Origin of the sequence: Clostridium sp. 1001271st1 H5 (assembly GCF_005845215.1) — a bacterium.
Classification (GTDB): domain Bacteria; phylum Bacillota; class Clostridia; order Lachnospirales; family Lachnospiraceae; genus Enterocloster.
In genome coordinates this window covers 42,956-55,406 of record NZ_SPHO01000026.1, presented here as the reverse complement: position 1 = coordinate 55,406, position 12,451 = coordinate 42,956, and the positions used below count along the sequence as shown (strand labels likewise).

Here is a 12,451-nt window from a genome sequence, read left to right as displayed (position 1 = left end):
CTCCTCACCATTAATGCTCCAACATATTCTCAATCAAAATCCCATACCCTCTGCTCGCATCCTGCACAAACACATGGGTCACCGCCCCGGCCAGCTTCCCATCCTGTATAATCGGACTGCCGCTCATCCCCTGCACAATCCCGCCTGTCAGCTCCAGCAGCTCCGGGTCAGTCACCTTGATGACCATGCTTTTGTTCTTATGGCTGGAATTATAATCCACCTTTTGAATTTCAATGGCATAATCCTTTAATTCGCCGGAAATATTGCTTCGGATATAGGCCGGTCCCTGCTTCACATCCTGGCGGCAGGCGATTTCCAGAGGCTCTCCCACTATCTGCTTTTTGAATTGCTGGTTGACGGTGCCGAATATGCCTTCATTTGTGTTCTTTTCAATATCCCCCATATGGGACTGGGGGCCGTAGTAAATCACGCCGGACAGCAGTCCCGGCTTGCCCATGGAGCCTTTTTCAATTCCCATGATTTCAGTGGAATAAAGGGCGCCGTCAGAGGATTCCACCAAGTCTCCTGTATCGCTGTCGCTGATTCCATGGCCCAGGGCGCCGAATCTGCCGTTCATATCCACATAAGTAATGGTACCGATACCCTGGGTATCGTCCCTGACCCATGCTCCCAGCTTGTACTGTCCGTCAGCGCCCTGGACCGGCTTCAGGCTCACATCCACGTCCTCGCCTTCCCTGCGCACCTGGAGCACACAGTCCTGTCCGCCTGACTCGCTGACAGCGCGTATCAGGTCCTCCTTTGTGTTCATGGGCTTTCCGTTAAATGCCTCTATATAGTCTCCTGATTTCAGTATACCGTAGGCAGGTTCCACCTCCATGCCGTCGCTTCCCGTTATACGTCCTGTACCGATGACCATGACGCCGTCTGATTTCAGATAGATTCCTATGGGGGAGCCGCAGGGAATGGCATATCTGGTGTCCACCACGTCCACCTGTATGTCCTTTAATTTTATCACCCCAAACAGCTTAAGACCTACCTGGTAGCTTCCCTTTTCTCCCCCAAACATGGAAAAACGGTCCCTGCCGCTTATGGTAATCTGGTCCGCCGGTATGTTGCTTTCATTTGCCAGGGCCACTTCCTGGCTGCCGCTGGATATGGTTGCCTTCAAAGGCAGGCCGAAGGAAAATTCCTCCTCTTCATTTTCTATAATGCTCACCCGGTCCGGCACTGCCTGGTCCATGTAATACCACGTATACCCCGTAACAGCCACAACGGACAGCCAGAAGATGCGTCCCAGCCACCGGTAAAAGATTGATTTCCCCTTCATCGCCCTGCCTCCTTATATAGTCATTCATTTAAAATGGGTCAATACAAAGCCATGGTGCATCTGCTGCGGATGGACCATAACAAAAAAAGAAAGAAGCAATGTTCGCTGCCTCTTTCTTAGTATTATCCATCCTTAGGATTTCAATCTGTTTTATTTTGTTCTGTCTGCCAATTCCTTCATTTCACCTGCGTTTTTAAGTACGGCCTCTGTAATCCTGGCGCCGCCCAAGAGCCTGGCCAGCTCTTCTATGGAAGCCCTTCTGTCCAGCAGGCGGATGGTGGTTATGGTCCTGCCCTGGCTGGCAGATTTTGCAATTTCAAAATGTGAATCCGCCATAGCCGCTATCTGCGGCAGGTGGGTGATGCAGATAACCTGGTGGTTCTTTGCTATGAGCATTAGTTTCTCCGATACCTTCTGGGCGGTACGCCCGCTGATGCCGGTGTCTATCTCATCGAAAATCAGGGTCGGGATGTCGTCGGAATCCGCCAGCACGGTCTTAATGGCCAGCATGATTCTGGAAAGCTCGCCTCCGGACGCTACATCCTTCAGAGGACGCATGGGCTGTCCGGGATTGGTGGAAATAAGGAATTGGACTTCGTCCCATCCGGACGAGGTAAAGTGACCCAGTTTTTCAAATTCCATGTCAAATTCCACATCCAGGAAATTCAGGTCCTCCAGACCCTGCTTGATTTTCTTTACAAGCTCCCTGGATGCCTTTTTACGTATCCCTGTTAATTGTGCGCAGAGTTTCTCCAATCCATTCCTGCATGCCTCTAATTCCTGCTCCATGCGCTTTCTGTGGGCGTCATAATCTTCCAGTTCTTCCAGCTTTTTCTTTTTTTGTTCCAGCTTTTGGCGGATAATCTCCACTGTTGCCCCGTATTTTGCCTGAAGGTTATGTATCAGGTCCAGGCGTTCCTCGGTCTTCCTGAATGTTTCCTCGTCCATTTCCATGGAATCCAGGTAGGCAGACATTTCCCTTCCTGCATCCCTCAGTATGGAATCCGCGTCATAGAGCTGGTCCCGGATGCCGCCCAGGGTGTCATCGTACTCAGCGGCCTGCTCCACCTCTTTTAAGGCCCTTGAAAGCCATTCTCCCTCCACTGCCCCGTAGGCAGCCCCCAGACATTCTGCAATACGCCTGGAATGGGAATAACGGCGGTAGAGGGAGGTGAGTTCCTCCTCCTCCCCTTCCTTCAGGGCTGATGCCTCTATCTCCTCTATCTCGAACCGCAGGAAGTCAGCTTCGCGGATACGGCTCTCAGCATCCAAATTAAACCCTCCCAGCTTTTCTTCAAGGGAACGGTATATACGGTACCTGTCTGCAATTGTCTGTTTTACAGGCTGGGTCGCGGCCTTGACATAGGCGTCCAGAATTTCAAGATGCTTGGATTTGTACAGCAGGGACTGGTGCTCATGCTGCCCGTGTATATCCAGCAGCAGTCCTGTAATCTGGCTCAGTCTGGCCATGGTCACTGTCTCATCGTTAATACGGCTGATGCTCCTGGCAGGGGTCAGCTTCCTGGATATGATTACCAGTCCGTCCTCTGTGGGTTCCACCTCCAGCTCCCTGAGAGCCTTCCGCTTCTCTTCCCCTGTGACGGAAAATACCAGCTCAATATAGGCGTAGTCTGCCCCGGGGCGTATGCTGCCTTTGGACGCCTTGCCGCCCAGGGCCATGGTTACGGAACCGATGATAATGGATTTTCCGGCTCCGGTTTCACCGGTAAGGATATTGAGGCCCTCGCCGAATTCCACATCCGCTTTTTCAATAAGGGCCAGGTTCTTTACATGCAGCTCCAGTAACATATTACACCCCTTTTCCGTTAGTCTTCCACCATTTTCTTGATTTTTTCCATGACAATGATGGTGTCGTCCACACTGCGTATGGCACACATGATGGTATCATCGCCAGCAATGCAGCCCACGATTTCGTGAAACTGGATGGCGTCCAGGGCAGCAGCCACAGCCATGGCCATGCCGGATACGGTCTTGATTACCAGGATATTCTGGGCCATGTCCATGGACATGTATCCGTCCTTAAGGATACGGATATATTTAATGGCAGATGTCCCTCTGGGGCTTTCCAGAACCATGTAGCGCTGTCTGCCGCTCTCCGACTGCATCTTGGTCAGCTTCAGCTCACGGATGTCCCGGGAGACGGTTGCCTGGGTCACATTAAACCCAGCCTCATTCAATCTCTCTGCCAGCTCCTCCTGTGTCTCTATCTCATATTTTCCAATTAGTTCGACAATCTTGCTGTGGCGCTCTACTTTCATGTGAGACGCTCCCCTCCTTGTTGATTTATAATGGCCTGCGGACCATGGGTTGGCTATAATCCTCCCAGATGGTTGCTGAGGTTCTGCATGAATGATATCTGCTTTAGCTTGAGCATCACTGTCTGCAGCCCGGAACATTGGATGTCAATGCAGTCTCCTGCCTTTAACTCCATGGACGTATCCCCGTCAAAGGATACGACCTGGCCGCTGTTAAGGACCTTAATCCGGACCCGGTCCTCCGGAGCCAGCACAATACTCCTGGCATTGAGGGAATGGGAACAGATGGGCGTCAGCACCATCATCCTGGCCCCCGGCGCTATCACCGGTCCTCCTGCTGAAAGATTGTAGGCCGTGGACCCTGTAGGCGTGGCCACCAGGACACCGTCTGCTGCGTATTCATTGAGATACTCGTCATTTACATAGACACTGTAGCGGAGCACCTTCAGAGGGTCCTTTCTGGTAACCGCTATCTCATTGAGGGCAATATCCTTTAAAATGGCCTCTTCCTCCCGCCATGCAGTTCCCTGTATCATCATCCGCCGTTCCAGCTGGTAGCGCTCATTCAGCAGGGACTCCAGCACCGGTGCAATGTCCTCCTGCCGGCTCACCTGATTCAGATAACCCAGATGGCCCCGGTTCACCCCCAGCATGGGGATATTACGGCCCGCCAAATCCCTGGCCGCCTGTATAAGGGTGCCGTCTCCCCCGATTGTTATGACACACTCCGTATCCTCCGGCACCTGGGCCCCGTCAATATGGGCTCCCCCCCTGGTTCTCTCAGGTGTGTGGTGCAGAAGGCACTCTGCTCCCTTTGCCTCCAGGTACCCTTTGATGAATACCTGGGCTTCCTGTACATATTCTTTGTCAAGATTGGCAATAATATAAAAATGTTTCATGGTTATGGGGCTCCTGACGTTTTTATACGTTATTTATCCATTTGTGCAGGCCGTGGGCTGTTTAATCCAGACAGCCATGGGCCTGCTCCACTATGGCCCGGGCCGATACTTCCTGCCTGGCTGCTTCCTGCCTGGTTACTTCCTGCCTGTTTTCCTCCTGCCTGTTTTCCTCCTGCCCCGCCTCTTCCTGCGGACAATTCTGGAGGTACAGAAGATATTCGATGTTTCCCTCAGGCCCCTTTATGGGTGAGAATTCCAGGCCCAGTATGCCAAAGCCAATGGTTCTGGCATACCCCATAACCATCTCTATGACTTCAAGATGAACGCTCTTTTCCCTGACAACGCCCTTTTTTCCCACTTTTTCCCGTCCTGCCTCAAACTGGGGCTTTATCAGGCACACCACCTGGCCGTTCTGGGTCAGAAGCTGTTTTACCGGTCCCAGCACTTTGGTCAGGGATATAAAAGAAACATCAATACTGGCAAACTCAATGCGGTCCCCAATATCCTCCGGGGTCACGTACCGTATATTGGTCTTCTCCATGCAGATAACCCGGTCGTCATTGCGCAGCTTCCAGGCAAGCTGTCCATGGCCCACGTCCACGGCATACACCTTCACCGCGCCGTTCTGGAGCATACAGTCCGTAAATCCGCCGGTGGAAGCGCCTACGTCCATACATACCTTGCCGGCCAGCTCCACGCCGAAATGGCTCATGGCCTTTTCCAGCTTAAGCCCTCCGCGGCTGACATATTTAAGGGTGCTTCCCCTAACCTCAATCTGTACTGTCTCCTCAAAGGACGTGCCTGCCTTATCTTCCTTCTGCCCATTGACATAGACTATCCCTGACATAATCAGGGCCTTTGCCTTTTCTCTGGACTCCGCCAGGTTTCTCTGGACCATAAGCACGTCCAACCGTTCTTTCTTCATTACCGTTCTCCTTATGCCGAAACGGCATCTCCCTGCTGCCTTCCGGCTTAAGGGGGCAATGCCGCCTGTGTTATCTGATACCTGTCAAAGGCTTTTCCGCCGTACATTGTCCGGCAGCTATCCGCCCGGATACATATGTTCAAGCTTGGTTTTTGTCCGGAACCGGGCAGACTTCCGGGGATTCCTGTGCGGCCGGCCCTATATAGCCGCTGGCCTTCATGGTCCGTATAATGGAATCGCTGTCGATTCCCAGGCCTTCTCTTAATATGGATACATTGCCGTGCTCCACATATGCGTCAGGAATGGCAATATTAAGTACCTTTACATCCGGATAGTTTTCATGTATAAACGCAGTGACAGCCAGGCCGTATCCGCCCTGGAGCACATTTTCCTCCATGGTGACAATCAGACGGTGCCTCTCAGCCAGACGTGAAACCATTTTCCTGTCAAAGGGCTTCACAAACCTGCCGTTGGCAAGGCTGCATCTGTATCCTTCTGCTTTCAGCTTCTCCCGTACATGCTCCCCCGTGCTGACCATGCTTCCCACTGCAAGGAGAGCAATGTCCCCTTCCTCGTAAAGCATTTCACCCGCACCATACGAAACAGGCTGCCTAAACTCCTTCAGTCCGCGGTATGCCTCGCCTCTCGGATAACGGATAGCCAGTGGACTGTTGTAATCCATGGCAAAGTCCAGCATGGCCCGCAGCTCCCACAGGTTCTTGGGGGCCATGACGCTCATATTGGGTATGGAGGTCAGGAAGGAATAATCAAAGATTCCCTGATGGGTCTCCCCGTCGCTTCCCACAAGCCCTGCCCGGTCCACTGCAAAGAGCACCGGCAGGTTCTGGATACAGACATCGTGGAGGACCTGGTCATAGGCCCTCTGAAGGAAGGAGGAATAGACCGCCACCACCGGCCTGAGCCCGGCTGCTGCCATACCGGCTGCGGATGTGACTGCATGGGCTTCCGCGATTCCCACATCAAAAAAGCGGTCCGGGTATTTCTTTCCAAAGGCAGCCAGCCCCGTACCGTCAGGCATGGCGGCCGTGACCGCCACCAAATCCGGATGCTCCTCCCCCAGCTGGCATAGCTTTCTGGAGAACACATCCGTATAGGATGGATTCTTCTGGGCTGACAGGGATTTGCCCGTTTCCACGTCAAAGGGTCCCACCCCATGAAAATAGGACGGATTCTTCTCTGCCGGGCGGTATCCCTTTCCCTTTTTTGTCATCACATGAACCAGGACTGCGTGGTCCAGCTTCTGGGCCTCCCTCAGCACCTTGCAGAGGGCCTGGATATTATGGCCGTCCACTGGTCCCAGATAGGTGATTCCCATATTTTCAAACAGCATGCCTGGTATAAACAGCTGCTTTATACTGTTTTTGGTGCGTTTGATTTTGTCTATCATGGCAGTGCCCACCACCGGAATCCGGTCCAGGGCATCTGCCACGCTCTTTTTCAGGTCGTTGTAGCCGCTGCCTGTACGCAGGCCGTTTAAGTAGCGGGACATGCCCCCTACATTTTCCGAGATGGACATCTTATTGTCATTCAGCACAATGATAAAGTTCTTCTTCATCCGGGCGGCATTGTTCAGGGCCTCATAGGCCATGCCTCCGGTAAGGGCCCCGTCTCCAATCACAGACACCACTCGGTAGTTCTCACCCCTGATATCCCGTCCCAGGGCAATGCCCAGTCCTGCGGATATGGAGGTGGAGCTGTGGCCTGTATCAAAGGAATCATAAGGACTCTCCTTGCGCTTGGGAAATCCGCTGAGACCGCCGTACTGACGGAGCTCATCAAATTCAGCCATGCGCCCGCTTAATATCTTATGGGTATAGGACTGGTGCCCCACATCCCAGATAACCTTGTCCTCAGGAAGGTTTAAGGTCTTAAAAAGGGCGATGGTCAGTTCCACCACGCCCAGATTGGAGGCCAGATGTCCTCCGGTATGGCTGATTTTTTCAATCAGGAAGGTCCGTATCTCCTGGGCCAGTATCTTTAAATCCTCGGGCGGGAGGGCTTTCAGCTCCTCCGGCCCACTAATTTGTTCCAGTATCATAATAACGGTATCTCCAGTCTTACTTCTGACGGCCCACCAATGAGCGGATTAACTGCTCCAGGAAGTCATTGTTTCCCGGCAGCTTGTTCAGCTCCTCGATGGCTTCCGCAGAAATCTGCTCCACATCCTTCTTGGCCTTCTCCAGGCCTGCCAGGGTTACATAGGTGGTCTTCTTATTCTTTTCATCGCTTCCTGAAGGTTTGCCGGTCACATCCTGGCTTCCCGTCACATCCAGGATATCGTCCTGAATCTGGAATGCCATTCCGATTTTGGCTGCAAGGGATTCCACTATCTTGCAGTCCTCCTCGGCAGCTCCGCCCAGAACAGCGCCAATCAGCATAGAAGCCTCAATAAGCGCTCCTGTCTTCAGACGGTAGATGAAATCCAGCTTGTTCTCGGGTATAGGACCTCCGGCCAGCTCCACATCCACGGTCTGGCCTCCTATCATGCCGTAAACCCCGGTCTTGCGGGCAAGAATGCCCACGGCCCGTCCAATCCTGGACAGTTCGTCCGGGTCAATGCTTGTCTCAAAGGCATTGGCAGCTGTCTCAAAGGCATACATCATAAGCGCATCCCCGGTAAGCACACCGATGTCCTCGCCGAACTCAGCCCATGTGCTGGCCTTGCCCCGGCGCATCATGTCATCATCCATACAGGGAAGGTCGTCGTGCACCAGGGAGGATGTGTGTATCATCTCCACTGCCGCCATAAAGGGTATCACGGATTCCAAAAGGGTGCCTGTAAAAAGCCGGCACATCTCCTGCATGAGCATGGGGCGGAGGCGTTTTCCGCCTGCCTTCATGCTGTAGTTCATGGCCTCGAAAATTGTCTTCTGATGGCCTGTTTCCTCCGGAAGATAAGTTCCAATTAACTGCTCAATTTCTGCTGTACGCGCATCAAGTTCCTGTTTAAATGTTTCCTTATCGCTCATTTTCGTCACCCTCACTCAATATTAGAATCTGTTTTTCTACGTTGTCTATCTGACCGCTCAGGGATTTCACCAGCTTCATCCCCGCTTCATAGCAGGTGAATGATTCCTCCAGCGTACTGTCCCCGGCTTCCAGTTTCTTTATAATATCTTCCAGCTGGGCGAAATTCTCCTCAATGCTGGCTTTATTCTCTTCCTTTTCCTGTGTATCCGTCTTCTTACGCGGCATCCTCTATCCCTCACTTCCCGGTAATTTCATGGATTCTGTGTTCGTGACCAGGGCATCCACACGTCCGTCCTTCACGCTTATGCGTATGGTATCGCCTGTCCCTGCCTGTGCAATGGAGGTGAATGCCCTGCCTTTTGCATCTGTCACAAAGCCATACCCGCCCCCTAACTTTTTAAGAGGCGACAATCCGTCCAGCCTTCCGGACAGCAGTGCCAGCCTGTGCTTTCCCTCTGTAAGTCCGGCAGCCATCCGCGCCTCAAGACGCCGTTTCCTGTCCTCCAGCGTGAGCCGGGCATCTCCCAGCTGTTCCTCCATCATCCGCCCCAGACGGCTCTCCATATCCGCCAGACGCTGGCGCCTGTCATTGAGCTGGCGCTGCGGGCTTAGAAGTTTCAAACGCATACCGCACTGGTCCAGCCGGAAATGCACCTTTTCAAGCCTGCGCTCCATGGAGCGTTCCAGCACCTGCCTGTACAGATTCACCTGCTCCGTAAACTGGCTGTAATCAAACACGGCCAGCTCTGCTGCTGCTGACGGCGTAGGCGCCCTTAAATCCGCCACATAATCCGCTATGGTCACGTCTGTCTCATGCCCTACGGCTGAGATAATCGGGGTGGTACAGTTGAAGATGGCCCTGGCCACCATTTCTTCATTAAATGCCCAGAGGTCCTCAATGGAGCCTCCGCCTCTCCCCACTATCAGGACATCCAGCCCCATCCGGTCCAGCGTTTCAATGCCCTTTGCAATGCTGTACTTTGCCTGCTCCCCCTGGACCAGGGCCGGGTATAGTATGAGCTGGACATAGGGGTTCCTTCTGGCGGAAATATTCATGATGTCGCGGATGGCAGCTCCTGTGCCGGCCGTGACGATTCCCACCTTTCTGGCATACCTGGGAATGGGCTGCTTGTAGCAGCTGTCGAACATTCCCATCTCCTCCAGTTCATTCCGCAGCTTTTCAAACCGGCGGAACAGGTCGCCCTTTCCTTCCCTGGTAATTTCCTTTGCATAAAGCTGGTATCTTCCGTCCCTCTCGTACACATCCACGGTGCCTGACACCGTGACCTCCTGGCCTTCCTGAAGCTCAAAGTCCAGCCCTTTCCTCTGTCCTGCAAACATGACGGCGGCAATCTGTGCGCCGCCGTCCTTCAATGTAAAATAGATATGGCCGGATGTGTGGTACTTACAGTTGGACACCTCTCCCCGGATGGAAATCCGGTTCAGGGCAAAGTCCTGTGTAAACATGTTCCTGATATATGCAGTTACCTGAGATACGGTGTAAACACTTGCCATACGTCCTGCCTACGCTTCGCTTTCCTTATTATCCGCGGGGCCCTGGGACGCTTTGGAGTCCTGGGGCGCCTTGGTGTCCTGGGATGCCTGGACATCCTGGGACGCCTGGAGGTCCTGGGTTTCCTCCGCCGCCCTGTTCTCCCCGGCCGCCTTGGTTCCCTTGCTTACAAACTTAGCCAATATTCCGTTTACAAAGGACGGTGAATCATTTCCGCCGAACTTTTTAGCCAGCTCCACTGCCTCGTTGATGGATACCTTCTCAGGAATGGCGTCATCGTAAATCATCTCATACAGGGCCAGGCGCAGGATGGTCAGTTCCACCTTTCCCATACGCTTGGTCTTCCAACCGGCTGCCGCCTGGTTCAGCTTCTCATCTATCTCAGGAATCTTCTCCATTATGTTTGCTGTTCTTGCCTGAAGATATTCACTGTCCGCCTCTTTTAATTCTACTTTATGCAATACCTGAAGAATACCCGACTCATCTACATCGTCTTCTTCCGGGGACTGGAAATACTGGCCCAGCTGGGCTATGGCCTCTTCCTGTGTCGGGTAGAAGTCAGCCGAGAACAGCATCTTAAAACAATGCTCCCGCAATTCTCTTCTGGTCATTTTCTCTGCTTGTACCAAAAAGCAACGGCTTTCCGTACATTTTCCTTTCTTCGTGATGTCCGCTTCCTCCCTTGTCAGGGCGTGTCCTAAATAACCCGGGGATGAAGCTGCTCTAGATATTATAGCAAACCCAGTGCATAAAAACAATAAAAAATGTATAAAACACTCCCCAGGCAACGCTCCGGGGAGTGTTTACAGATATTATATTAAACCATGGTTTTATCTGCCTTCGTCCATATTGACTCCGGCAATCTTTACATTCACGTCCAGCACGGTCAGCCCTGTCATGTTCTCAATGGCCGTGCTTACCTTTTCCTGAACCTGCTCGCTTACGGCCGGGATGTTGTATCCGTAGCGGATATTAAGGGACAGGTCTACCGACACATGCTCCTCGGTCACATCCACCTTGACTCCCTTGCTCAGGTTCTTCATGCCCAGCTTGCCCACCAGCTCATTGGTGATGTTTCCGGCCATGGAATCCACGCCCTCCACCTCTGTGGCAGCCAGACCTGCAATAATGGCCACTACCTCGTCTGCAATCTGTACTTCGCCTATCTTTTCTTTTTCGTATAATTTATGGGTACTGCGATTTTCCTCAGACATCACAACTTACCTCCTGTCAAGACTTAATTATTAGTATTATAACAAATCCGGGAGGATATGTATAGGATTAATTTTAACGCCCTTTCTCAATGATACCAGCTCTGACAGAGCCTTTAACCGGCTGAAAGCCCGTTCAGAATGCATTGGCTGTCCGTGACAGTTCCTTCTGGAATGCGTTCAGGTCCTGTCCCTTAAGGGCCCGTTCCAAAAGCTCCGGCATTTTCTGGGGATTGCAGGCAAAGCAGGGCACATCCATAGATGCAATCCTGCCCGCAATCTGCTCGTCGTAGTAAGGCTTTCCGCCGTCCGCAATGGCCAGAAGACAGACCACGGTTACCCCGGATTCCTTCATTTCCAGGATACGCCTGAGAAGTCCGGCCCGGTTTCCGCCTTCCATCAGGTCGCTGACGAGAAAAAACAGTGTCTTTCCCGGATTTTCCATGAATTGCTGGCAATAGGCCACGGATTTCTCAATGTCCGTACCGCCGCCCAGCTGGAACCCGAACAGCAGGTCCACGGGGTCCTCACATTTCTCCGTCAGGTCCGTAACCTTTGTATCAAAGGCCACGATTCTGGTCTTCACCGATGCAATGCTGGCCAGGATACAGCTGATGACAGAGGAATAGATAACCGATTCCCCCATGGAGCCGCTCTGGTCCACATCCAGAATAACCGTATATTTATTGGCCGCATTGGACGTGGTCCTGTCATAAAAATAAAAATGCTCCGGCACCAGCCTCTTTAGCTCGGGATTATAGTTCTTTAGATTTCTGCGTATAGTAGCCTTATAATCCAGGGCAGCTGCCGATGGTATGGGAGAATGCCGCCTCCTGTCCACGGCGGCCGTCACTGCCCTGCGGATATCGTCAGCCAGCAGCTTATTGATTTCCTCCACGATTCTGGCAATGAACAGCCTCACCTGGTCCTTGGACCGCACCGGTATCTGGTCTTTTAAAGCCAGCATCATGGAAGCCAGGTTCATATCCGGCTCCAGATTCTCCAGCAGCTCAGGTTCAAACAGCAGCTGTTTTAGACCGCACCGTTCCATTGCATCGGACTGGATGATGGTTACCAGTTCCTTGTCAAACAGGGACCTGACATCCCCCAGCCACCTGGACAGCACCGGGGCGGACGGACCCTTTCCGGCTCCCCTGCCTCCCGGCGCGTTTTTTCCTGTCCCGTTTCCAAATCCACCGGAGTCCGTCTGATTATAGATGGACGCAAGGGCCTGGTCCATTAAAAGCTGCTCACCTGTCAGCTCCCCACCGCCCATTTTTTCAAACTGGGGACTGCTTTCCTCACCCAGTATCAGGCGCCATCGTTTCATTCTGGTTTCAAGCTCCAT

The 12,451-nt window shown here is 52.7% G+C and carries 12 protein-coding genes; all 12 read right to left on the bottom strand.

Going from position 1 to position 12,451, the window contains the following annotated elements; genetic code table 11:
- Nucleotides 1-10: 10 nt before the first annotated feature.
- The 12 genes from spoIVB to FGS84_RS26565 all read right to left on the bottom strand — a co-directional run bounded on the left by spoIVB (nt 11) and on the right by FGS84_RS26565 (nt 12,451).
- Nucleotides 11-1,288: a SpoIVB peptidase gene (gene spoIVB / locus FGS84_RS26620; RefSeq protein WP_138311245.1), complete on the bottom strand. Its 1,278-nt coding sequence runs from the start codon at nt 1,286-1,288 to the stop codon at nt 11-13.
- Between the two features lie 150 nt (nt 1,289-1,438).
- Nucleotides 1,439-3,097 carry a DNA repair protein RecN gene (gene recN, locus FGS84_RS26615; protein WP_138311244.1) on the bottom strand — a complete coding sequence of 553 codons (1,659 nt, stop codon included), beginning with the start codon at nt 3,095-3,097 and terminating at the stop codon, nt 1,439-1,441.
- A 17-nt stretch (nt 3,098-3,114) separates the two neighbouring features.
- Entirely contained in the window at nt 3,115-3,567 is a 453-nt protein-coding gene (gene argR / locus FGS84_RS26610; RefSeq protein ID WP_002569663.1) for an arginine repressor, read from the bottom strand.
- Between the two features lie 53 nt (nt 3,568-3,620).
- Entirely contained in the window at nt 3,621-4,463 is an 843-nt protein-coding gene (locus FGS84_RS26605; protein ID WP_138311243.1) for an NAD(+)/NADH kinase, read from the bottom strand.
- 61 nt (nt 4,464-4,524) lie between these two features.
- Nucleotides 4,525-5,388: a TlyA family RNA methyltransferase gene (locus FGS84_RS26600; protein ID WP_138311242.1), complete on the bottom strand. Its 864-nt coding sequence runs from the start codon at nt 5,386-5,388 to the stop codon at nt 4,525-4,527.
- Nucleotides 5,389-5,527: 139 nt separating this feature from the next.
- Nucleotides 5,528-7,447, bottom strand: coding sequence for a 1-deoxy-D-xylulose-5-phosphate synthase (gene dxs, locus FGS84_RS26595; protein ID WP_138311241.1), 1,920 nt, complete (start codon nt 7,445-7,447; stop codon nt 5,528-5,530).
- A 19-nt stretch (nt 7,448-7,466) separates the two neighbouring features.
- Entirely contained in the window at nt 7,467-8,378 is a 912-nt protein-coding gene (locus FGS84_RS26590; protein WP_138311240.1) for a polyprenyl synthetase family protein, read from the bottom strand.
- Entirely contained in the window at nt 8,368-8,604 is a 237-nt protein-coding gene (gene xseB, locus FGS84_RS26585) for an exodeoxyribonuclease VII small subunit (protein WP_138311239.1), read from the bottom strand. Before xseB ends, FGS84_RS26590 begins: the two co-directional genes overlap by 11 nt.
- 3 nt (nt 8,605-8,607) lie before the next feature.
- Nucleotides 8,608-9,894, bottom strand: coding sequence for an exodeoxyribonuclease VII large subunit (xseA, locus tag FGS84_RS26580; protein WP_138311238.1), 1,287 nt, complete (start codon nt 9,892-9,894; stop codon nt 8,608-8,610).
- 9 nt (nt 9,895-9,903) lie between these two features.
- Nucleotides 9,904-10,503, bottom strand: a complete 600-nt coding sequence (gene nusB / locus FGS84_RS26575) for a transcription antitermination factor NusB (protein WP_138311237.1) — start codon at nt 10,501-10,503, stop codon at nt 9,904-9,906.
- Between the two features lie 219 nt (nt 10,504-10,722).
- Entirely contained in the window at nt 10,723-11,106 is a 384-nt protein-coding gene (locus FGS84_RS26570) for an Asp23/Gls24 family envelope stress response protein (protein ID WP_138311236.1), read from the bottom strand.
- A 133-nt stretch (nt 11,107-11,239) separates the two neighbouring features.
- Nucleotides 11,240-12,451, bottom strand: coding sequence for a VWA domain-containing protein (locus FGS84_RS26565; protein ID WP_138311235.1), 1,212 nt, complete (start codon nt 12,449-12,451; stop codon nt 11,240-11,242).

Excerpts from the sequence above, each read along its gene's own strand:
- argR (WP_002569663.1), bottom strand. The coding sequence starts at position 3,567 with ATGAAAGTAGAGCGCCACAGCAAGATTGTCGAACTAATTGGAAAATAT.
- FGS84_RS26605 (WP_138311243.1), bottom strand. The coding sequence starts at position 4,463 with ATGAAACATTTTTATATTATTGCCAATCTTGACAAAGAATATGTACAG.
- recN (WP_138311244.1), bottom strand. The coding sequence starts at position 3,097 with ATGTTACTGGAGCTGCATGTAAAGAACCTGGCCCTTATTGAAAAAGCG.
- FGS84_RS26565 (WP_138311235.1), bottom strand. The coding sequence starts at position 12,451 with ATGGAGCTTGAAACCAGAATGAAACGATGGCGCCTGATACTGGGTGAG.
- dxs (WP_138311241.1), bottom strand. The coding sequence starts at position 7,447 with ATGATACTGGAACAAATTAGTGGGCCGGAGGAGCTGAAAGCCCTCCCG.
- xseA (WP_138311238.1), bottom strand. The coding sequence starts at position 9,894 with ATGGCAAGTGTTTACACCGTATCTCAGGTAACTGCATATATCAGGAAC.
- nusB (WP_138311237.1), bottom strand. The coding sequence starts at position 10,503 with ATGACCAGAAGAGAATTGCGGGAGCATTGTTTTAAGATGCTGTTCTCG.
- xseB (WP_138311239.1), bottom strand. The coding sequence starts at position 8,604 with ATGCCGCGTAAGAAGACGGATACACAGGAAAAGGAAGAGAATAAAGCC.
- FGS84_RS26600 (WP_138311242.1), bottom strand. The coding sequence starts at position 5,388 with ATGAAGAAAGAACGGTTGGACGTGCTTATGGTCCAGAGAAACCTGGCG.
- spoIVB (WP_138311245.1), bottom strand. The coding sequence starts at position 1,288 with ATGAAGGGGAAATCAATCTTTTACCGGTGGCTGGGACGCATCTTCTGG.
- FGS84_RS26590 (WP_138311240.1), bottom strand. The coding sequence starts at position 8,378 with ATGAGCGATAAGGAAACATTTAAACAGGAACTTGATGCGCGTACAGCA.
- FGS84_RS26570 (WP_138311236.1), bottom strand. The coding sequence starts at position 11,106 with ATGTCTGAGGAAAATCGCAGTACCCATAAATTATACGAAAAAGAAAAG.